Source organism: Spirosoma aureum (assembly GCF_011604685.1).
GTDB lineage: Bacteria > Bacteroidota > Bacteroidia > Cytophagales > Spirosomataceae > Spirosoma > Spirosoma aureum.
The window spans coordinates 7,074,143-7,097,407 of sequence record NZ_CP050063.1; the positions used below are offsets into that span (position 1 = coordinate 7,074,143).

The 23,265-nt window shown below is 46.3% G+C and carries 18 protein-coding genes; 2 read left to right on the plus strand and 16 right to left on the minus strand.

From position 1 onward, the window contains the following. The first annotated feature begins 131 nt into the window (after positions 1–131). Positions 132–584 carry a thioredoxin family protein gene (locus G8759_RS28090; RefSeq protein WP_162390091.1) on the plus strand — a complete coding sequence of 151 codons (453 nt, stop codon included), beginning with the start codon at positions 132–134 and terminating at the stop codon, positions 582–584. Between the two features lie 41 nt (positions 585–625). On the opposite strand, the gene G8759_RS28095 is transcribed toward G8759_RS28090, so the two are convergent. The 16 genes from G8759_RS28095 to tgt all read right to left on the minus strand — a co-directional run bounded on the left by G8759_RS28095 (position 626) and on the right by tgt (position 21,919). Next, positions 626–1,636: an MraY family glycosyltransferase gene (locus G8759_RS28095; RefSeq protein ID WP_167215927.1), complete on the minus strand. Its 1,011-nt coding sequence runs from the start codon at positions 1,634–1,636 to the stop codon at positions 626–628. After that, the gene (locus G8759_RS28100) at positions 1,633–2,547 is read right to left on the minus strand and encodes an NAD-dependent epimerase/dehydratase family protein (protein ID WP_167215929.1); all 915 of its coding nucleotides are present in this window, start codon (positions 2,545–2,547) and stop codon (positions 1,633–1,635) included. Before G8759_RS28100 ends, G8759_RS28095 begins: the two co-directional genes overlap by 4 nt. Continuing rightward, entirely contained in the window at positions 2,544–3,764 is a 1,221-nt protein-coding gene (locus tag G8759_RS28105; RefSeq protein WP_167215931.1) for a glycosyltransferase family 4 protein, read from the minus strand. Before G8759_RS28105 ends, G8759_RS28100 begins: the two co-directional genes overlap by 4 nt. Continuing rightward, positions 3,761–5,392, minus strand: coding sequence for an alginate lyase family protein (locus tag G8759_RS28110; protein WP_167215933.1), 1,632 nt, complete (start codon positions 5,390–5,392; stop codon positions 3,761–3,763). The genes G8759_RS28105 and G8759_RS28110 overlap by 4 nt, the downstream gene beginning before the upstream one ends. Continuing rightward, positions 5,385–7,562 (minus strand): bi-domain-containing oxidoreductase, encoded by a 2,178-nt coding sequence (locus G8759_RS28115; RefSeq protein WP_167215935.1) that lies wholly within the window; start codon positions 7,560–7,562, stop codon positions 5,385–5,387. Before G8759_RS28115 ends, G8759_RS28110 begins: the two co-directional genes overlap by 8 nt. A 79-nt stretch (positions 7,563–7,641) precedes the next feature. Further along, entirely contained in the window at positions 7,642–8,736 is a 1,095-nt protein-coding gene (wecB, locus tag G8759_RS28120) for a non-hydrolyzing UDP-N-acetylglucosamine 2-epimerase (RefSeq protein ID WP_167215937.1), read from the minus strand. Next, positions 8,720–9,910, minus strand: coding sequence for a Gfo/Idh/MocA family protein (locus G8759_RS28125; RefSeq protein WP_167215939.1), 1,191 nt, complete (start codon positions 9,908–9,910; stop codon positions 8,720–8,722). The genes wecB and G8759_RS28125 overlap by 17 nt, the downstream gene beginning before the upstream one ends. After that, positions 9,907–11,010: a glycosyltransferase gene (locus G8759_RS28130; protein ID WP_232073973.1), complete on the minus strand. Its 1,104-nt coding sequence runs from the start codon at positions 11,008–11,010 to the stop codon at positions 9,907–9,909. The genes G8759_RS28125 and G8759_RS28130 overlap by 4 nt, the downstream gene beginning before the upstream one ends. Positions 11,011–11,032: 22 nt before the next feature. Then, positions 11,033–12,034, minus strand: a complete 1,002-nt coding sequence (locus tag G8759_RS28135; protein ID WP_167215943.1) for a glycosyltransferase family 4 protein — start codon at positions 12,032–12,034, stop codon at positions 11,033–11,035. After that, on the minus strand, positions 12,031–13,524 hold the full coding sequence (locus G8759_RS28140) for a hypothetical protein (protein ID WP_167215945.1): 1,494 nt from the start codon (positions 13,522–13,524) through the stop codon (positions 12,031–12,033). The genes G8759_RS28135 and G8759_RS28140 overlap by 4 nt, the downstream gene beginning before the upstream one ends. Continuing rightward, positions 13,508–14,767 carry an MATE family efflux transporter gene (locus G8759_RS28145; RefSeq protein WP_167215947.1) on the minus strand — a complete coding sequence of 420 codons (1,260 nt, stop codon included), beginning with the start codon at positions 14,765–14,767 and terminating at the stop codon, positions 13,508–13,510. Before G8759_RS28145 ends, G8759_RS28140 begins: the two co-directional genes overlap by 17 nt. Positions 14,768–14,770: 3 nt before the next feature. Next, positions 14,771–15,805 (minus strand): CgeB family protein, encoded by a 1,035-nt coding sequence (locus G8759_RS28150; protein WP_167215949.1) that lies wholly within the window; start codon positions 15,803–15,805, stop codon positions 14,771–14,773. Positions 15,806–15,816: 11 nt separating this feature from the next. Continuing rightward, positions 15,817–17,109: a nucleotide sugar dehydrogenase gene (locus G8759_RS28155; protein ID WP_167215951.1), complete on the minus strand. Its 1,293-nt coding sequence runs from the start codon at positions 17,107–17,109 to the stop codon at positions 15,817–15,819. A gap of 66 nt (positions 17,110–17,175) precedes the next feature. Beyond that, the gene (locus tag G8759_RS28160) at positions 17,176–18,261 is read right to left on the minus strand and encodes a GumC domain-containing protein (protein ID WP_232073974.1); all 1,086 of its coding nucleotides are present in this window, start codon (positions 18,259–18,261) and stop codon (positions 17,176–17,178) included. A gap of 17 nt (positions 18,262–18,278) precedes the next feature. Further along, entirely contained in the window at positions 18,279–20,618 is a 2,340-nt protein-coding gene (locus G8759_RS28165; RefSeq protein ID WP_232073975.1) for an SLBB domain-containing protein, read from the minus strand. Between the two features lie 170 nt (positions 20,619–20,788). Further along, positions 20,789–21,919 carry a tRNA guanosine(34) transglycosylase Tgt gene (gene tgt, locus G8759_RS28170; RefSeq protein ID WP_167215953.1) on the minus strand — a complete coding sequence of 377 codons (1,131 nt, stop codon included), beginning with the start codon at positions 21,917–21,919 and terminating at the stop codon, positions 20,789–20,791. A gap of 162 nt (positions 21,920–22,081) precedes the next feature. On the opposite strand from tgt, the gene G8759_RS28175 reads away from it, so the two are divergent. Further along, complete coding sequence (locus G8759_RS28175; RefSeq protein WP_232073976.1) at positions 22,082–23,257, plus strand: glycosyltransferase; 1,176 nt, start codon at positions 22,082–22,084, stop codon at positions 23,255–23,257. The last annotated feature ends 8 nt before the right edge of the window (positions 23,258–23,265 follow it).

The following is a 23,265-nucleotide window of genomic DNA, read 5'->3' on the forward strand; positions in this document are numbered from 1 at the left end:
AAAATGGCACACTGTTTGCCTTTTGAGTAAGTGCGTATTAATTTGCTTATTCAACACCGGTAGAAACGAAAATGCCCATCCGGTGCGTTATTCATCCGAAACTCAAAAATCACCGGTGTACCGGTCCGAGCATGAAAAAAGTTATTTGGTTATTAACCATTCTATTCGTCGGATTTAGTTATTCAGCCACACAGGCCATTTCTGCTGGGGATCATAAACCAGCTCCTAAAGAAGATAGTGAGGGAATCCAGTTTACCGATGCTGCGTGGAAAGACATTCTTAAGAAGGCAAAAGCGGAAAAAAAAGTAATTTTTCTGGACGCCTATGCAAGCTGGTGCGGTCCCTGCAAGCTTCTTCAGAAGAATGTATTTACCAAAAAAGCGGTGGGTGAAGTCTATAACGCCAAGTTTATCAACGTAAAAATGGATATGGAAAAAGGGGAAGGGCCTGCTCTATCGCAGGTTTATCCGCTGGAAGCTTATCCAACTTTATTATTCATTGATAGCAATGGTAAAATACTGAAAAAGGTAATTGGGCTTCAAACTCCTGAAAATCTGATTGCTATTGGTAAGAGCGTGAAGTAACCAGAACGCTGTTTCACTTATCATTTGCCAAAGGGCCGATTTTAGTAAATCGGCCCTTTGGCTTTTAGGACTGTTGTATCTAAATTCACCTTCATCAATCGCGATTTCACAATCACATACATACTGGTCAGTACCACTAAAATGACAGCTGTAAGGGTTAGCTGAGCGACTAAAGGCCGATGGAGCGTGGCCAATATCAACCCATTTATTCCTAGTTGTACGAGAGCATACCAAGCAGACACGCGCAGGTGAGACCATTGTTTTTTATGCACAAGCAGTTGGAACAGATGTAGTCGGTGAGCCTGAAAAATATTCTGCCTCAAATAGAGCCGGTGCGTAATGGTCAGAACACTATCGATACCATATACAGCTAAAAACAGGATTGGCAGATAGGTATGACTAGCCTTTATAAACACGACTAACGCATATAGGATAATAAAAGCGATGGATACACTACCGACGTCCCCAGCAAAACAGATGGCCCTGGATCGTGCGTTGAAATAGCTAAAAATGAGCAATGCAACGAGGGTAAATGGGAGCAGTGCGTTGTTTATAGCCCCTTCCGGCACGTACTGCATGTGGCTATACCAGAAGGTTCCAACTGCAACAAGGCTATAAAAAGCTGTAATACCGTTGATGCCATCCATGAAGTTATATGCATTCAAAATGCCAACGCCCATTATCAATAGGACTCCCATTATCCAGAATTCGACCTCGAAACCAGTTGCCTGGTAAAGCATCAAACCAATCCCGACGAAGTGTATACTGATCCGGTATCGATTCGCCAGCGAGTGAAGATCATCCAGAAAACTTATTGCGGCTACCAACGACAGCCCCGCGAAAAAGTAGGGAAAGTCAAAATAGGTAAAGACGAACGCACCCCAGGCAGCAATCCAGAAAAGAACTCCCCCACCCCTGATTATCGTCTGACCAGTATGTGAACTTCGCTCATTGGGCTTATCGACAATGCCAAAATACTGCGCTAAACGTAGGTAGGATACTTCGCTGGCGACCAGCAAAGTAATCAGGAATACATAACCAGTTAGAGTCATTTGAAGCTATCGAGTACAGAACGTGGATTCCAGTTCAGGTGCTGACGAGCGGCTACATCCGAAAACGTTAACGAGCCCGTCAATTTTTGCAGAGCAATGGAGTCAAGTGGAAACCGGCGACCAATAAGCGCATTTATGCCATCACCAAAGCGACCAATCGCTTTGGCAAATCCCAGTGGAATCGACAGAATACAGTTTCGGCCAACGGAATGGGCAATAGCGTTTTCGAGTTCGCGAACACTTGGATGCCGCCCATCGGTGAGGTTATAGATACCAGAAACACACGCAGCCCGACTAATAACAGCGGCCACATCATCGGCCCGAACCATACTCCGACAGGCTGAGCCATCGCCGATCCGCACATAATAGCCTCGGCGTATACCTTTCACCATAGCAGCCAGATTACCGGTAGACTGTTCAGCTACTACGAGCGGCAATCGCAAAATTGTTACCCGAACACCATTCGTTTTACCCCATGCCTGTACCACATCTTCTGCCCTAACTTTACTATAGCCATAAGCGTCGTTGGCATCGAGTGGTGTCTGTTCGTCGAGGCTCTTCCCTTCCAGGCGTCCATACACCAGAACAGTACTGATATGAACAATAGATTTGGGCAAAACCGGTAGTTTTTCAAGTGAAGCCAGTAACCGGGCCGTTCCCTGCACGTTTACTTGTTCATAATCGGCTATATCCTGTGAATTGCGCGGTACGGAATGAGCTTTCCCGGCAGCATTAACGACAAAATCAAAGGAATAGCCTGTCATATCAGGAGCTTCTTTTGCCAAATCGCAAACAATATGGTGGTTGCCAATAGTCTGACGACCCAGTGTCGTTACAGTGTAATTAGACTCAAGTTCGTTCAAAATCCGGCTCCCCAGAAAACCAGAAGCGCCTGTCAGCAAAATAGTCATAGGACCGACGTTTCAGAATGATTAACAGAAGGCACAACGTTGAGAATCTGGCGCGCCATAGCGGCCATGATTGCCCGTCGCTGAAATCTGGCCACAAAAGCCGTGCGATTGGCCGTTCGGTAAGGAGTCTCGCGCAGTTGCTTCACCAGCTTATTCACATTACCGGGGTCGAACAGAATGCAGTTGTCGATGTATTCCCGCACAAATTGGGCGGCATAGCCTGCTACACCAGCTATAACCGGCTTATCTGTGGCTCCATATTCAAATAGTTTAGAAGGCAGAACACGTTTAAACGCATCAAGATCATTAAGGTGAACAAACAGATAATCAGCCTTTTGATACTCGCGCAGTAGCTCTTTCCGGCTTACAGGCTTGCGTAATTCGACATTCAGAACACCCTCAATCTGAATAATTGTCTCTAGTTTAGCCTTTGCTCCGCCGTCGCCAATGATGACAAATCGATAGTTATCACCCAACAGTCGGGCTGCTTGCGGAATAATTTTATGTAGCCCCTGTCCTTCCCCAAGGTTACCGGCATAAAGAATTAATTTTTCCGGGGTAATCCGACCTGCCGATGGGGGAAGTGAAAGAAACTCATCGTCGATTCCATTCGTAAAATAACTGTATGTTGCCTGCGAATAGGGTTTAAAATAAGACTGAAACCCTTCCGAAACCAGATTGATGTGCCTCGCATAGCCAAATGTATAACGCTCAACAATGCTCAGGACCAGGTTCAGGCCGAATCGCCCAAATTGACCCCAACGATTTTTGACCATCTCCAGAATTGTTTCGCGAAATAGATCCCGAATGTCGAGGACCAAGGGCAGGAATTTACTGCGTGCCAATCGCGCTGCCAGAAAAGCAGTAAATAATCGCGAAGAAGACGCAACCACCAAATCATACTGCTGCTCCTTTGTCAGTCGATGGGCTGTTCTATAATAAGTTAGAAACGAACGCGTCTGGTCAGCATATCCACTGGCATGAGTCGGAACAGCAACGCGATCGATTCGTACCCGGCAGTTATGGTTTTCTCCTCTTTCTTCATGGTCGGGAGCGGCCAGCTTAAACGACTGATAGCGGTTCGGCTGCGTCGTAACTACGTGGATCAGGTCGCTCGAGGAAAGCTGGCTAGCCAGTTCTTCCACTAAAGGCGTATTTCGAAATGAGCCAGCGCAGAGATCAGGTTCGAAATAATACGTTAGGTATAAAATTCTCATTCATTGTAGGTTACGATGGTATTCAGGTAATTCGTAAACGTAATTTCCAGGCAATGACCAGGCCGCAATTTGTTGAAGCCATCAGCCAATAAATAAGGCTTTAGCACGAGCTTCGGCCTTGTATCTGATAAAAACCTTATTGCTATCGGCCCGGCCATGACATGGTCAGTATATGATCGCACTAACACATCGGGGTGAAAATGCAAACGGGCAACATAGGATAGCCTAGTTTCACAATCGGATTTGTGACCTATAATTCGATCCAAGATACTAAATTTTAGTGATTCTGTGTGCCAGGCCCGGACATGTGTTATTCCAATGTTAGTGTAGCCATCATGGTGAGCAGAAATTCCCACGTCACTTTCCCTGCGTGTTGTTACGTAAGCCCGCCGTCCAACCCGAAAACCGCCCCAAACTTCTGATGAGTCATATCCACTGATTTCTACAGTGTTATGGGCAGCTGTGCTCCGCTCCCAGGTTCGACGCGGCCCAATCTGATAGGTCGATGTGCCGCTATCTACAATGACAGGTTTCCCATCTACGTGGAGTACAAACGAAAATGTATCAGCGTGAGCATGACCGGGTTGATGGTCAGGCCCCACGGCTCCGGCATCTACAAAAAGCTCAAAATGTGGCCAACGGTACATTAGGTAGCCGCTATCCTGGCCGGTCTGGCTTCCTGCAGGAAGTGAGGAGATTAACATTTCAGCCCGTTTGCTTTTCTCCCGAAATGGTAGTCTCTGTGCCTTTGCCAGAATTTGCGCGGAGGTCGGTGCAATCCCGAAAGCGGCATCATTAACCAAGGGCACATCACCATTAGCAAACGTGACCGCCTTCAACCAGTCAAGCATTTTCGTGCTTATTCCGGCCAAGAATTCAACAAGGCTGGCGTCGTTATGCCATGAATTTACCTGTAAAGCGATCAACACATCCAGCAGTCGATCGAGCAATAGCTGATGATACATGGGGCTACGTTCATCATGGGCACCATCGGCCAGTATCTGTATGGCTAACTCTTGCCGAACTAGTTTCGAGGCTCGACGAAACCAGTGTTTCTGCTTAAAATACAATGCTCCGAGGAGAAGGGCGAAGCCATTTTCGAGTAAGTGATTGCCAGCAAGATGATATTCCAGACGCTTATTTAATAAGTCAATCTGAGCAAACAGATGAATTTCTATGTCATCATCCTGAATCTGGTGTCGGCTTAGGAATTGCATCCAGTTTATAATTCGCAATGATGTTGGGTAGGGTTCCAAACCATCGTTGAGCGAATCAGTATGGGTAATAAAACCGCGAATCAATCGCTGACCTTCTTTAGCTGTCAGACCGGGACTGGCTTGATTCAGGTAATCGAAATAATTGAGATTATACGTCCAGAGCTTCCCATTCTGCGCATAATTCCAGTCAATAGCAGACGCAAACAGAACCGGCTGATTTAAAAATGTGAATGTTCCATCTCTATAAGAAACCGGTTTATCCACAGCCGGAACGGCCAGAAAATGCCCACTTGGAGCCTGTTTCGGTAAGCGAAGTTTCGGTCGTTTGCGTAGACGATTGACGAGTTGATACACAATCTGCCTGGCGCGCAAATAGCGAACGGTCCGCCAGATAAGGCCAATCTTACTCATGCTCCTGAAAAAACTCGATACGACTTACGTCTATCCAACGCTTTTCGCGCAGGCTTTGCAACGCAGCCAGCGTTGTTTGGGTTGTGTTAATAAGCTCAGAAAATGGAATAAGCTGCTCTCCTGTGGGGTTAACTTTTCCGCTTCGAAGTTGCAGAATCAGCCGTTTCATCTGCTCAACATGGCCTTTATCCTGCCGGCCAGACATACTTGAAAAATTCTTGAAGCCGAATCCTGTCAGCTTACTAAAGTTGTCGAGTATCAGGGTCCGTTCCTGCGAATAAACCTCTATACGCTCCTTTGCATAGGCTTTGCTCCCATTGGCAAAATAATTAATAACCCCTATTGACCCGTTTTCATAGCGTAATAGTAGCGAAGCCGAATCGCTGGTTTCGGAAGGCTGCGTCCCCATTGCATTCATACATACACTGATCACTCGGCTACCTGTCAGGAATGTAATCAGATCAACAAAATGACAGGCTTCTCCCAGAATTCGACCACCACCCACAGCCCGATCATGAACCCACGAATTCGCAGGAATTGCCCCGGCATTCATTGTGGCTATAATATTCATCGGGATTTGGCCCGATAGATCCCCACCCAGCAACGATTTCATTTTCTGGGAATAGGGCGAAAATCGTCGATTGAAACCAACCATAACCAACCGTCCAGCCAGTTGCTGGGCTTCAATGATCTGTGTTACTTCGTCGTTGTGAATCGCCAGTGGTTTTTCAACAAATACGTGCTTGCCAGCCCGTAACGCCTGGACTGTCATACGGGCATGGCTATTGTGCCGGGTCGTGATAACACAGAGGTCAATGTCAGGGTCATTAATAAGTTGCCCATAGTCCGATGTACTTTCACTGACACCATATTTCCTGGCCAGTAATGTAGCACTTAGTCCACCGGCGCTAGCAATCGCTTTGATTGTCGCACCAGCCGACTTTAGCGCAGGCAGAAGAATTGCAGCGGTGAAATTTCCGGCGCCGATAATGCCAACCGTACCAGCATTCGGCCCGTATTTAGCCTCATAAAGCTTTACTGTCGAGTTCAGGCTAACCGATTCGGAGTAGCACATTACCGATGCGATGCCAGACCGATTTGCCTGCCCTATCGTACAATAGATTTTATGGTAATCAGCAAAGGGAACAACCTCTGTAATAAGCGGTTTTACATTGAGCTGACCACTGGCGATCAATTGTAGAATTGTCTGAAAATTGCGGTTCTCCGTCCAACGGACAAAGGGTAAGGGATAATCGTGGCCCTGTTGTTCATATACCTCATCGTAGCGGCCAGGTCCGTAGGAACAAGACACCTGGAACGACAATTCCTTCTCATAAAACTCAGTACGATTCAGGTTTAGCCCTACCACACCGACCAAGATAATGCGGCCCCGTTTTCGGCTCATACGAGCAGCCTGCGATACGAGTTCATCCGTTCGGGCAGAAGCCGTGATCAGCACCCCATCGGCACCAACATTGTTTGTAATCGACAGCACAGCTTTCACCGGATCGGTAATGCTGGCCGGATCCAGCGTTATAAGACCCCGTTGCCTGGCCAGTTCAAGTTTGGCTTCGTCTACATCGAGGCCAATAACGCGGCATCCATTTAGTCGCAGTAATTCGGCAGTGAGGAGCCCAATAAGCCCTAAGCCAACAACGACTATTGTTTCACCTAAGGTGGGCAACAATAGCCGGATACTCTGCAAGCCAATAGCGCCAATCACGGTAAATACCGCTTCATCATCGCTCACCCCGTCGGGAACGTGGGCAACCAGATTGCGCGGCACACAAACAAGCTCGGCATGAGGACCATTCGATGCCACCCGATCACCAATTTGCAGATCCGTAATGCCCTCCCCTACGGCTAATACTGTTCCGACGTTGCAGTAACCGAGTGGCAGGGGTTGGTCGAGCTTACGAAATACGGCTTCGAGGGTAGGCCGCAAGCCATCGCTCTGGATTTTCTCCAACACCTGTTTCACCTTATCAGGCTGCTGCCGGGCTTTGGCAATCAGATTGGCTTTCCCAAATTCAACAAGCATTCGCTCCGTGCCAAGCGAGACTAACGATCGATGCGTTTGAATCAACACTTGTCCTCGACGTACCTGAGGAGCAGGGACCTCTTCGAGCAACGTTTCGCCCGTTTTAAGATTCTGAATAAGTTGTTTCATGACGGTGGGAATAAATAGCGAATAGAGACCTTCACAATGTGTCCTGAGCAAGTTCTGAACAGGATAGCCTTTCCTGCTTTTATGTTTCCATCAGTTTTGTAACAATACGGCCAGCAGCTTGTCCGTCCCATAAAGGTGGGATGGCGCCCTGCTTAGTTCTACCGTTAAGCACATCCAGTACTTTTTCGCGTACGGTTTGCGCATTTAGATCAGCTACTAACTGATTGGTTCCCAGTTCGACGGTTACAGGTCGTTCGGTTGAATTACGGAACGTCAGACAGGGCACTCTTAGATATGTTGTTTCTTCCTGAATGCCACCCGAATCGGTGATCACAAGAACTGCGTGTTCCATCAGGTTCAGGAATTCCAGGTAACCTTGTGGTTCCAACAACTGAACATTCGGGATAGCCATTAACTGGCCCATCAGTCCGCACTCCGTCAGGCGAGTGCGCGTACGTGGGTGCATAGGGAATAAGACCGTTTTATACTGGGCCGTATTGGCCACTATCTCGATCATACGTAGGAGTCCCGTTTCTGCATCGACATTGGCCGGTCGATGCATCGTAATCAGTACGTAACCCTGGGGGCTCAGCCCCAGACTTTTTATGCTAGTTAACTCATTGGCTTTCTTGCGATAATGCACCAGTGAATCGATCATGACGTTACCCACGAACTGAATTTTTTCGTCCGCAACCCCTTCACGCTTCAGATTATCGACACCTGCCTGTTCCGTCACAAACAGCGTATCGGCAATAGAATCAGTCAGGATTCGGTTGATTTCTTCGGGCATTCGGCGGTCGCCGGAACGTAAGCCAGCCTCCACGTGAGCAATTCGAACGCCCATTCTTACAGCTACCAGAGCGCAGGCAATTGTACTGGTCACATCACCAACAACCAGCACCCAATCTGGTTGCTCAACCCCCATAACCTCCTCGAACTTCAGCATGATTTCGGCGGTCTGCTGCGTATGCGTCCCCGTTGCAACGCCCAGGTAATAATCAGGCTGAGGCAGGTTGAGCTGATTGAAGAAGATATCGCTCATACGCGCATCGTAGTGCTGGCCCGTATGAATAATTTTCGACTCAATAGCCGGATGGTGCTGAAAAGCGCGATGTAAAGGAGCAACCTTCATAAAATTCGGGCGTGCTCCAACAATGCTAAGAATTTTTTTCATGGGTAAACGGTGGGTATAATAGGCTAACTGACTTAAGGTCAGCCTCAAAGCGTGTTAGTTCCTGATGCGTATTAAACCGTAAGCCTGTTTGCCGTTTCAATACCATGTCCCGGATAAACAGCATCAATAAGGTGGACAACTCCACTTCCGACCAGTTTCGGTTCTTTTCCAAAAAAGGCTGCATCACTGCCCGTTGGTGACCAACATCTTTGGTCGAGAATCGCCAGACTTTCTTTATGGATCCCTGCCAGATCGTTAACCGCCGAAAGTCATCGATATGGGCGATGATGTGGTTATACTGAATATTGATAAATTCGCTAATGCCTTCAAACGGCTCAGACCGCGAGGTTAACAGAATCGAAACAATGTCATAACGATCGGTTGTAAACGTTACCGTCAAATCGTCGTCCGGCTCATTCGGATTGGCATAAGCGATCTGAATGTCAATCCAGCCAGGTAAGCTTCGCCAGGAAAATAAATGAATGGTCAGGTCAATCCAGTGGCCCAGATTGCCGCAGATCCGAGTACCTTCTTCAGGATTTCTATACCAGTGTTCGGACGGGATACGGTGCCCGTTAATGACACAGCTGATACTGAAACCAGCCGCTACTGGCGACGAATCCACACGTTTTCGAAGCAATTGGATTGCTTTCGAGTAAGGTCGGTTATAGCCAGCAAACACCTGACCCGATGATTGCCGCACCGCCCGGCAAAGCCTAACCAGTTGGTGTCGGGTGACTGAAACAGGCTTTTCAACATAGACGATTTTGTTTCGGGTCAATCCTTCTACAGCATAGTCCGTATGCGATGCATGGTTCGATACCACATACAAAACCTCCAGCTTCGGATTATTCAGTAAGGCATCCGGCGTGGTTGTTACTTCCCGAAAACCATAGTACCGACACAGCGATTGTGCCTGCTGCCAATCGGTATCAAATGCGCTCAGAAAGGCAGTGCCGATTTGTTTTTGCAGATAATAACACACACAACTAAAGGCAAACTGGCCGCATCCAATTACCGAAATAGCTGGTTTTCGACGGATAAAAACCAGGGGTCGTAACCACGGAGGGCGAGTTCGGGCTATCGCTTTATTAATTGCCCGTGGCCAGCCGTAAATGCCGGCAAAACGCAGTAATTTCTTAAATTCTCCGCTGTGGCCTAGCGGTTTATTCATCTGGCTACCTCCTCATAAAACCGCTCCCACTTCGCTACATTTGCATAAATATTAAACCTCCTATGCGCTAATTCTGTCGCCTGTTTACGATAAACGTGATATGTTTCAGAAGGCATTTGTAGGTAGTATTCAATCGCCTGCCGTAGCTCATTGGGTGTATTGTCGACCCAACTTCCCGCCTGTTCGCTTTCAAGCAATTGCCAGGGCGTTCCTGTCGAGGCCACAACAGGTGTCCCCTGCGCTAACGATTCGATTACGACATTCCCAAAGTTTTCGGCATGCGATGGCAGAATGGTTATCCGTGCATCGGCATACAATTGTTCTTTTTGGGTACCCCAAACCGGCCCAACAAAGTTTATCTTATCCGTTAGATTCACGTTTTTGGCAAGTGTTTTTAAATGCTGGAGATAGCCATCCGAATCAGGTCCGGCAATTGTCAAAACAAAATTGCTCCTCCGAAAAATAACTGATTCGCTCAGTGCTTTAATCAGGTGATCAATGGCCTTAATTGGGTGTAAGCGTCCTATAAAAAGCAGATAGTTACGTGCCCTCCGTTCAACTTTGGGCGGCATTTCCATCATATTCTCGATTTCATTTATGGCTACATTCGGGCCAAAGTGCTTTCGAATGTGATCCGTTTCGGCTAACGAAGTGGAATGGAACACAATTCCTTTACTTATGCTCCGAAACAAACGAAGCAGGAGTTGCTTCAATTTTGGTCGATAAATTAGCGCACTAGGACTTAGCTCTCCGTGTGGTGCCCAAATAATTCGTTTGCCCAATAGTTGCGCAGCCATTACCAGAAGCACTGAACTAGGGTAGAATAAGCTGTTGATATGAGCTATATCGGCCTTACGGATAGCGCCAATTGCATACCAGATGTGTTTGAACGGAAGATAGAAATGAGGATTTTTTGTATAGATAACCTGGCCACAATCCATCTCCAGCCAACGGTCAATGGGAACCGTCGGTGGCAGATCCTGTGAAGTAGCCACCACCGTTACCTGTCGCCCGGCCTGCCTCATCGCTTTTGCCTGCCAGTAAATGCCATTGCTTGGACCGCCCATTTGGGATGGATAAAACCAGTCTGCTGACATCATGATATGCATATCAGATTTCCTGTTAAGTGGGTTTACACCCAATTTTCTGATAAATAGATAAATAGCGGGCAGCTACAACGTCAGCTGTATAATTCGCAGCATTTCGCAACCCATCTTCAATTAATTCCTGCCGATAATCGTCGTCGTCAATGACTCGCTGAATACCCTTTTGAATTGCTGCAACATCAGTTGGATCAACGAGCACAGCTGCGTTTGCGGCTACATCTCGCATGGGTGATCGATCCGATGTAACAACCGCCCGACCGACTGCATTGGCCTCCAGAATAGGCATCCCAAACCCTTCATAAGTCGAGACAAAAAGTACGATATCACATCTGACGTACATCAGTAGAATCTGCCTCTGGCTTAAGTCCGTGTAATTTTCATACGCTATTTGACGAGCAATCAGCTCATCAGTAACGGTTTCTGGCAAGGGACCTACAATAATTAGTTTACAGGCCATCCCATCCAGGGCAGCCATTAAGCGGAGCAGATTCTTGTGAGAAGCAGTACCAATCTGCAGAAGTGTTGGCTGCTCTTTATTGAATGAACGCGGGTGATACGTAAATGCAGGCTGATATGCGTTTGGTACAACGATAGCTTTTTCTGCAATTCGTCCTAAGTAATGAATCAGCTCCCGTCTGCTTTTCTCAGAAACGACCGTTACAGCAGCAGCCCGGCGCACTGGCAGGTAAAACCAAAAACACCAAAAGAACGCATAATGTAAGGGCGAATATCTATGTTTTTCCAGCGTGATGCAGTCATGAATAGTCAATATTGTTCGGGAAGGCGATAAGGCCAGAACTGTATAATGGACATCCCCGGTAATGTGTACAATGCCATTGAATCGTTGCCGGATCACAAATCGAAGGTTTTTCCTGACAGATCGAATTCCCTGGCTTATGTGTGGTAATCGAATATGGCTTACAGGCAACGACCTGCCAACCTCCTGCTGAACAACACCGAATAGAGTTTCGATGCTATAACCAGTACCGAGACTCCGAAATAGGTAGGTAATGGTCATGCGGTTTTTTCGTCAGAAATAGTGGGCGATACATCTTTACTGTACCGATTGTACACTGTTTTTTTGATAATAATTACCAATAAAAAACAACTAAAAAGCGCTCGAATAGTCGACAGGAATATTATCATATCAACTTCAATCATCATTAGTGACAATGATAACGATACGCATGCGACTAGCAATGAAAATAAGGAATTTCTTACGCTAATTAGTAAAGCATACACAAGCGATAATAATAAAAAAATAAAGAGCGGATATATAAAAAAACCACTCCAACTAAAGTCAATAAATGATTCCAGATAAAGTGTTTCACTTATATCCGTAATATCCAATGAATAGGCTTTTGAATAAAGTGCTTCCTTAGCCAGTATCATTTTCTTATCCACCAAAAAATTACTTGGCGTCGCAAATAGAATGCTATTAATAAGTTCCTGCCCCATGAGCGGGGCGCCATTTGTTGTTCTGAATAAATTCACAAATTGAGCAAGTGCAAGTGAGCTATAAGCCGCACGAGCGGCAACATTCATATTCCTAATCTGATTATACTTCTCACTATCAGCACTTTCGAGACCTAAAATCACATCAACCATACTCATCCGCTGAGCTTGCTCAAAGCTGTAAACTACACGCATCTTATGATATAAATCGGCAATCTTAACAGCTGTATAACAGCAAATAAGAATTGGGATCATATTCCTAAATAAGAATCGTTTACCCAATGATTTATCAAAGAAAATACCAGCAAATGACAGCAAAAAGAAGTAGATAACACTACGCCTGCCAAAGAGGAAAAACCATGCTAATTCGTTTAATAAAAAAATGAGGCATAGTATTACAACTAGCTTCTGGCCAGCAAAAAAATTTTCACGCAAATAATAAGCCAGCACAATAGGTAAAACAGGAACCACTGGCAAAATTATAGCTAACAACGGATGTGTTGGTTGACCTTCATCAGCTAAACTTTTACCGCCATATACTATTACTCCTGTATTCAGCAAATAAATCTGGCAAATAAGAATAGTCACGACAAATGCATATATAATTTTTTTATGCTCTTGCAGACAGTAACGAAAATCCTGATTAATGAGCGTTATCGTTTTTTGTAGTTGGGAGCGACTGCCGATCAGCAGAAACGCAATAGCAAATGCATTGGCATAAGTCTGCGCTAGAGCTATATCGGCTGTTGTAGCATGAGCATACTCAATTGTGATTTCCCAAATATCTGAAGACACTAGTGAGATCGAGGCAAAACTGAGCAACATTCCCAGCGAACTTCCCAGCACGATAACGACTGCTCCAACGACAAAAAAATTGAATCGACTTTCGGGTGATTTCAGTAATGTCGCAAAACCATATAGCCCACCCGTGAGCGACAGAAGTCCGGTACAAACCAGCAGATAATTGGATGGCAGAAAAAGCGAGATCAGTGCACTTCCCCCAGCCAGACACGTATACCGTATAAATTTCTTATTGTCAGGACTTAGCATCATATTGAAACAACCATAACACGATCAGGAACTGTCCTGCAAATCCCAGCAATGTTGCCAGTGCGGCCCCCACGATCCCCAAACGAGGAATCAGAACGATATTCAGAACCACATTCATAACTGCCCCCATACTGTTATGCCATAAAACAAACCGGGTCAGGCCATATGCATACCATTTGATTTCCAGAATATGAATACAAGTCAGAAATAGATAACCTGATGCGATAATCGGCCCTATAACAAATGCCGGTTTGTAAGTCATCGACAGGAGCAACAGACCAATCCAGTTGTATGTCGCCCAGAACACGATACACAGTCCACTCGCGATCAGAATATACCGTTTGAGGTAATGCCAGAGCAATTTATCCACCTCTTTTGACGGTTTACTGTCGGCTTTTAACTGAAAAATCAATGGCGTCAGAAGCGCAATCAGGGGAGCTACAACTAGCAGCATTTTCGACCCTATGCCATAGCCCAGTGTATACTGACCAATGTCAGCATCAGTCATATAAAAGCTGATAAGATAGCGGTCTGCATAATTGATGAGCCAACCCCAGACAGCCAGGCTTACCAAAGGCCATATATAGCACTGGTATTTGCGCAGAAGTTCAGCAGGAAACCAGTCAGAAAATGCCTGATTATCAAACCGGAATCCATTAATGAGTCGAATAGACTGCCATACTGATACGACAGCAAATACGCCATTCAATAAGGCTAGTATCTGCCATAGATTTATGGCTTTGTTCTGCCCAAAACCCCAAACAACGATACCAAATAACAGGAGATTAAAGAACGCATAACCGATCAGTAGCAACGAGTAGGTTTTATGTTTGCCAGTAAAGTTCAGGGAGTCGTTACTCAGGGAATAGAGCCCCTGCGCCACAAAAGCTATCCACACCAGTACCCAGATTATGTTTTGTGTATAAATAATGGCACCAATAGCCATTAAGGCGAAAACACCAATGTAGATTACCCCTAATATCCGGCCATAAAAATTTACAACCAGCCGGTAATCCGAACTTGTCAACTCAGCCTTAAAAGACTGAATGGTTGGCGTTACCATCAGGCTGTGAAACAATAGCATGACGGCTAACAGGACACTATACTTCCCCCACTCGATTGGCGAAATATAGAGTGCAACTGCTTTGCCATACATCAGATTAGCCAACGCGACCAAGCCCTGTCCACTCATTAATATGGACAATGGTTTATTCCTGAACTTGAGCGAAGTCAACGCTGTATTCATGGCCTACGGTAATTGACTGGATTCTAAATTTCGTATCGATTCAGCGTATCCTATTACAGAAAGCATCTCCTTCATACGAAGATCAAAAGTGTGGTTTTGCTGAAAATGAAGATATTGTTGATCGGCGATTTGGTAACGTTCCGAAGGGTAGGCCAGATAGTAGCGTATTTTATCGATCGCTTCGTTCATTGTCCGATAGGTGACGCGTTCGGCTGAAACGGCGGTATATTCGTCCAGAGCAGGTTTGTAGTCGCAGAGCTGAAACGCCCCGATGCCGTTGATTTCAAAGTACTTCTGGTTTACGGATGTGACCTCAGCGTAGTGAAAATTATTGAACACAATTTTAGCACCGTAGAGAATGCGATTTTTCCGCTCGCCGATAAGCAACTGCTCGCGAAAAGCCGATTTGATCGAGGAAAGTAGATACGGTCCTGTGGTTCCATAGACAGCTACGTTGACTCCTGCCCGAATCAACTGATCAACCATTCGGGCACGATAGGCATACAAACTGCCAAATACCAGTACATCTATATTCGTTTCCCGTTCCGCAACAGCTTTTTCAGTTTCTGGTCTTTGATGAACGCGTGGATTGAAACCTTCGGGCAGATAATGGGCGTTTATCCCAGCTTTATCCCGGAGAAATTCAACGATAAAGGGCTCTTTGGAAAAGTAATGATCAAAATTGGCCGCAATGATTTGCTGTTTCTCAAGATTGGACAAAGCATCTGGATTTATCTGAACAATCGACACGCCAGGTAATCCTTTTTTGATCTCATCAACCAATATAGGGTGCAGGTTTCGGTAAACGACCAACACCAGATCGGGTCTCTCGGCGATCACCTTACCTGCCAACCGTAGTCCGATAAGACGATCATACGATTCGCTAAAGCGGGAAACCCAATAATTGGCTCTGGCCGATAAAAACGATACATCACTGACGTCGAACTGTAGAACTTCATGCCCCAACACCCGTAACGATTCACCTACGTGGTACTCAAGTGAATCGAAAGCCCTACTGCCGATGAGACTAATCTTCATGAAAAAATCTTTTACATCCGCCAATACTCGATTCCATCCCCTTTTGCTATTTTGAATAAGCCTTTCAGATCCATCAGAATCGGTGCCCCGTTCATGAGCGATTTGAAGTATGACACATCGAGCGATCTGTATTCATCGTGGCCTACTGCCACAATTATTCCATCATATTGGTTTGATGGAGTATCCATCAATGTCATTCGATATTCCTGAGCAACTTCATTTGGCGACGCATGCGGATCGACCAGGTGCACATTGATCGCGTACTTCATCAATTCGCGCACCAAATCGGCCACCTTCGAGTTACGGATATCTGACACGTTTTCTTTGAAGGTCAGCCCCATCACCAGCACCTTCGTCTGACGAGGATTCTTTCCCCGTTGAAGCAGCATTTGAAGCAACTTGGTAGCGATATAGGCAGGCATCCCATCGTTGATGCGACGCCCCGAATTAATCACCTGTGGATCATATCCCAGTTGCCGTGCCTTATAGAGCAGATAATAAGGGTCAATACCAATACAATGACCGCCCACCAGCCCGGGTGTAAAGGGCAGAAAATTCCATTTTGTACCAGCAGCTTTCAGTACCTCATGTGTATCTATTCCCATTTTATCAAAAATGATCGATAATTCATTCATCAGCGAGATATTGAGATCGCGCTGTACATTTTCGATCACTTTAGCGGCTTCGGCCACTTTAATAGAGGGAGCCTGATAAACTCCGGCCTGAATGATAGCGCCATAAACAGCCGCAATCTCACGTAATGCTTCGGCATCGTTACCCGATACAACTTTCAGGATAGTCGTCAGTGTGTGGTGCTTGTCACCAGGATTGATGCGTTCGGGCGAGTAACCGACTTTGAAGCCCTTCCCCAGCTTTAGGCCGGAGTTTTTTTCCAGTACGGGAACGCAGTCATCTTCCGTACATCCCGGATAAACCGTAGATTCATAGATGACATAATCGCCTGGTTTTAATGCCCGACCAACTAGTTCAGAAGCCCGTTGGAGTGGTTTCAGATCAGGCACTTTATAATCGTCAACGGGTGTTGGAACCGCTACAACGAAGAAGTTTGCCGATTTCAAATCATCAGGGTTGGCGGTGAAGGTAATGTCTGCGTGGGAAAAAGCATCCGATGAAATCTCGTGCGAAGGATCTTCTCCGCGCTGCATCATCGCAACACGATCTTCATTGATGTCGAAGCCGATAACACGAAACTGCCTGGCAAATTCAAGTGCAATCGGGAGGCCAACATACCCTAAACCGATCACTGCAATTTGCTTTTCCTTCTGTTTAAGTACGTTGAACAAGGTATATCAATTAGGTTTATTAAAGGTAAATTCCAGAGTAGACAGCAGATGTTGGTAGTAGACTAATCAGTCCCTGACGATTGCTTTCAACCTGTGAAGCAGGTTAATTCGTTGCGTAATCAGATAAACAATCCCCAACAGGAATCCGGCAATAGCATAGCCTAAAACCAGGATAGATCGCTTTGGTGATACGCGTATGAGAGGTATCTTAGCCGGTTCAAGCACCTTAAAAACGGGTGTTTGCTCCTGAACTTTGAGCTTTGCCTGCTCAAACTGCCGGGATAATTCGGTGTAAACTGTCTGGGCAATAGCTAATTCAGCTTCCATACGCTGTTTTTCCATAGTTGCCGCCTGTACAACGTAGTATTTGTGTTGATCGTTATAGTGAAAAACGGAATACTGTGCCATTTGGTAACGTTGACGAGCTTCAGTCAATCGCTGCGTATAGAATTGCAAGTCTTGCCTGGCTTTTTCGGTGCGATAACTGGTCACATACTGCGTCAGGTAATCCATCGATAATTGCGCTACTGTAGCTGCCCCACTGGCATCGGGCATTTTAGCGGTTATGGTGATTATGCCAGAGCGTGTATCCAGTTTTGCATTCACCCGTTTACCAATTTCTTCTACTAATTTCTCCTGCCTTCTCGTCAATTTTACTGGTTTGCCCGCCATCTGTTTGAATGGGGCTACGCTATCTTCCTGATCTCTCTGGAGCCAGTTTATGAACGACCAGTCGCCAGGAGGCATCAACAGGTTGGCGACCGTAGTTCGTTCTCCATTTGTCTGGACAACAACCTGATCGAGCAGATACAGCACAAAAGGCGTGCTTTGCAGTACATTCGGATACAAATCAGGACGAACAGCATCAACACCTTCAGCATCCGACAAGTCCATGCCTGCAAATCCGGCTACGGAGGCTAACCGCTTAAATATTCCACCCGTACCGCTGTTCATTTCCGGCATAATTCGGGCATCGGATACGAACTCCGGAGTCGTTACTAACGCAATAAATACGCCCAATGTCACGAACAGCATTGTACTGATTACCAGACGAAGCCGTCCTTGCCAGGCAATGCGAATACTATTTTCGAGCGATAGATCAGGCCAGTTACCAGTTTTCTGTTTCGCACTTTCAGGCGCTTGCGTTACCATCTTTAGTTCGTTGGCGATTAGTTCATGAAGATGCGTAAGGCTGACAATACGACCGCTGCCGCTGAAGCAATTACACTGAGTGTCGCTACCCGTTCAGCTGGTGACGTTTTGCCCTGTTCCCTTTCAGGTTCGGATGGCACTATGATTTCCATGCCGCGCTCCGGCTTTGGAAATTGATGAATGCCCAGAAATGATTTAGTCGGTCTTATTTTGCCGTTAGCATCCATTACATAGGTTTTCCGACGTAAGGCCTTTTTCGTGAAATTACCCGCTTCAGCAATGTAATCTCGAAACGATTTTGCCGGATCATATTCTACAGTAGCCGGATTCAGCACTTCGCCACGAATTCGAACCAATTCGACCCGACGCGGAATCGTTAATGAATCGCCATCGTCGAGTAAGAGATTCCCCAGATCAGCATGATTTTCAAGGATTGTCCGCATATTAATGGATATAATCTCCCCCCTACGTGTCAAACGGGCTGCCAATAAGTAGGCCTCAGGCTTTAGGCCACCAGCACGTTCAATCAGGTCCGTAATTCGATCGGCAGAGGTACGAATTGCGTAAGGTCCGGGATAGCGTATCTCCCCATTTATGGTAGCTCCTTTCTGCACTTCATAGCGGGGCGATGTTCGGACAAACACCTGATCGAAAGGCATTAATATGAGTTTGGCATCAGCCGGACTAAGCCGTAGATTCTGGTCAATCTCAAGCGCAATGATGCGAATATTCTGCCCGGTCGGTAATCCGGCCGTATCATTTTTGACACGTCGGGCAATTTCCATGCGTGATGAAATAGCACCTTCTGAAAAACCACCCGACAGAACAATCAAATTGGCAACAGTCATGCTATCGGCAAACTGGAACGTTCCCCCTTTATTTACGGCCCCCTTAATCGAAACGGTTCGTTCCTGGCGAAGCTCACTGATAGAATTAATCTGTATAACGTCTTCTCGATGGAGCACCATATCAGGCTGTTCGCCCCGTAACACTTTCCCCAAATCAACTGAAATCACTTCCGGGTCGAGGTTAGGGCGAAGCCTACGAATAACGGCAAGGTTCAGAAAAGCATCCTCGCGCAGTCCTTCCGCGCTCTTTATAAGTTGTTGCAGCGTCGTGTTATTTTCCAGCGAAAACGCCCCTGGTCGAAAAACGGCACCAGTAATCGTTACTTTATTTTCAACCCGGTTTAGAATCGAGCCAATCGTGTAGTGATCGCCCGGTTTCGGCAGAAAACTACCAATTTCACTCCCGGCGATCGTCAGTAGTTGCTGCTCAGTTGATGTATTTCGGCGCACACTCATAGAGGCCGTATACGCTCGATCTGTATACCCTCCGGCAAAATTCAGAATGGTTCGGAACGTTTCGTCTGGCCTGGTTTCATAAATGCCAGGCTGTTTCACTTCTCCTGACAGTTCGATTCGGGTGCTGACGTGATCAATGAATACAATATCCTGATCGAGCAGTCGAATATTATCCTTCTGGTCAGCTCTGAGTAGAAAATCATATACATCGAGGGTACGCACGAGCCGGTTGCCACGGTAGACCCGAATAGTCCGAAACGAACCCCGGTCGGGCGAAGGCCCTCCACAGGCGTAAAGGGCATTGAAAACCGTTGCCAGTGATGACAATGTGTATGTTCCGGGCCGCACAACTTGCCCCAGCAGTGTTACTTTGATACTCCGGATACTACCAAGCGTAACCTGAGCCCCAATACCACTTCCAGCCGAGTTTAAGCCCTGATAAAGTGTCCGGAGCCGCCCAACGATTCGCTGTTCTGCCTGATCAACAGTCAGCCCATTCACGTAGATAGGGCTCAGGTTTTCAATGCGAATACTTCCTTCGGGGCTTACCTTAGGACGGTAGGTTTGTTGCGCATTGCCATATACATCAACAATAAGCTCATCTTCAGGGCCAAGCTGATAATTGCGGGGTGTTGGAATGCGCAAATTTGGCTCAAACGTCAGGCTGGAATTTGTAAATAAGGATGCCCCAAAAACGGGCGATTCAACTAAAACCGGAACGGACACGGGAAGTGCAGGTTGTTCACGAATTACATTTGTTTCGGCAGGACTATGTCCGGTAGAAATTGTCGTTGATTTAGGCATTTCGTCCGTTAGCTGACTAATACGCTGACGCATTTTATCGATATCAGCTGACGTAAAGCCCCGACTTCGTGCCATTTGCTCGATTTGTATTTCCGACATACCCGTGCTTTGCGCCTGTTGGACAAACTGCTGTATCTGTCCGTCGGTTAGATTTTCTACCTGTTGCGCTGATCCATTGAGCGTTATATAAAATCCAATTAAAAATAGGGCTTTACGAGATCGTAAGAGACTAAAACAAATACCCAGCACTTGAGTCAGATTAATAAGTTAAATTTTTATAACTTTTTCCTTATCTGGCCACAAACATATAAATTTAATTAAATTTTTTGACTACATATAAGTATAAAAAATAAAAATGCCCGCTCATTTACACAGGCGGGCATCTCCTCAATACTTGATTTTTCAGGTTTCAGTTCTATTTACAGGCGATGCATTAACCGAGCAATTATGCCGTTTTTCCAGGACAAAAAATCGCCTGCTGCAATATGCGCACGTGCCTGCCGAACAAGCCAAAGATAGAAGGTTAGATTATGTAAACTGGCTATCTGCCCACTAAGCAACTCTTCGGCTTTAAAAAGATGTCGTAGGTATGCTTTAGAGTAAAATGTACTGGCATACCCCCCAAGGCCGGAGTCTAGTGGACTAAAATCACGGCTCCATTTTTCATTTTTGATATTGATAATACCCTCAGTCGTGAATAAGATTCCGTGTCGGGCATTCCGAGTCGGCATCACGCAATCGAACATATCGACGCCTAAGGCAATTGCCTCCAGAATGTTAGCGGGCGTTCCAACTCCCATCAAATATCGGGGCTTATCGATAGGTAAGATACTATTAACCAGCTCAATAGTTGAATACATCTCTTCGGCGGGCTCTCCTACCGCCAATCCACCAATAGCATTTCCCTCGCGTTCTTTTGATGCAATCACTTCAGCCGACTGCTTTCGCAAATCCGAATAGGTACTCCCCTGAACGATTGGGAATAGGGTTTGCCGATAGCCATAATGCCCTTCAGTCGTATCAAAACGGTCAATACATCGGTCAAGCCAGCGGTGTGTCATCTCCATCGACTGCCGGGCGTAGGTGTATTCACAGGGATAGGGCGTACACTCGTCGAATGCCATCATGATATCGGCTCCGATAGTTCGTTGAATATCCATTACACCCTCGGGTGTAAATATGTGTTTCGAACCGTCAATGTGTGATTTGAAGGTAACTCCTTCTTCCTTAATTTTTCGCGTATTCGACAGCGAATACACCTGATAACCACCCGAATCAGTCAGAATTGGCCGACGCCAGCCGTTGAACGCATGTAAACCACCTGCCTGACCTACTACCTCAAGACCTGGCCGCAGGTAAAGGTGATACGTATTGCCCAGAATAATTTCGGCATTGATGTCGGTTTCGAGTTCACGCTGGTGAACGGCTTTCACCGTCCCGGCCGTCCCAACGGGCATAAAAATTGGTGTCTGAATTGGTCCATGATCAGTAGTGAGTGTACCCGTACGGGCTTTCGACTGCGGATCGTGGGCAGTAATAGAAAATGTCATACCACAAAGATACACGAGCAGGGAGCAAGGGGCAAGGAGCTGACTTTGTGCACAGGCATTGTACAATATACTCCAGACCCTTGCTCCCTGCTCGCAGCTCCTATATCTTTGCGCTTCGATTCAGAAAACCATTCACTTAACGAGTAAACCTCTCCTTTCTTTGTGATCACTGCGTTGCTGATACTCTGGCTAGTCATGGTCAGTATTCAGCTTATTTATATTCTCTTTGTCTTTTCCCGCACAGCACTCAGCAAAAGCAATGACCCTGATGAGTCGGCAAGCTTTTCAGAACTTCAGGGAGTCACAATTATCGTTTGTGCCCGAAACGAACTGGAAAATCTAGTTGAACTATTACCCCTGTTAAACGACCAGAACTACCCGGCATTTGAAGTTCTGGTAATGGATGATCGCTCAACGGACGGCACTATCGAATTTCTGGAACAGGCGGCTATTGACCTGAGCCGAGTGCGGTCTATACGCATTGATAAGGAGTACGAACACGTAACGCCCAAAAAATATGCCCTCACCATTGCATTGAAAAAAGCCCTCTACTCTACTGTGCTTATAACCGATGCCGACTGCCGTCCTGTTTCAACAGACTGGCTGGCGGGTATGGTGGCTCCGCTGGCAGACGAAGCGAAAAAGATTGTCCTGGGCTTTTCACCTTACGATTATCAGCCAGGATTGTTAAATCTGCTCATTCGATTCGAAACCCTCTTTACCGCCGTACAATACTTCTCGTTAGCGCTGGCCGGCCGACCTTATATGGGAGTAGGTCGTAATCTGGCCTATCGCACACAACTGTTCTTTGCTAACCGGGGGTTCTACACGCACATGAATGTGGTTGGTGGCGACGATGACCTCTTCATCAATGAAGTAGCAACTGGTCAAAACACCGCCGTTTGCCTGAACCCGGCCACGTTTATGTGGTCGAAGCCAAAAGAGACATGGGCTGAATGGCGGCTCCAAAAACGCAGGCATCTCAACGTAGGCAACTATTATAAACCGGGTAATAAACTTCGGCTTGGTTTACTGACAGGTTCGCATGTATTGGCCTGGATTATTGGCTTATTTATAGGCCTGATCGTTTTATGGTGTGTAAGCCGCTCTTCAACGTTTACAGCCAATGAATGGCTACTTTTGCTAGTCAGTACAGGCGCATTTGCGTTTCGGATATTGGCATTCTGGGGTATCGTCGGACGTATTAGTTACCGGCTGGCCCACACAGTGCATTGGGGTCTTGTGCCCTTGATGGACCTGGTATTGGCGATTTATTTTGCCATTGCGGGCGTAAAAACGCTAATTACACGGCGTAGAAAACGAATTTACTGGCGATAAGGCAGTCT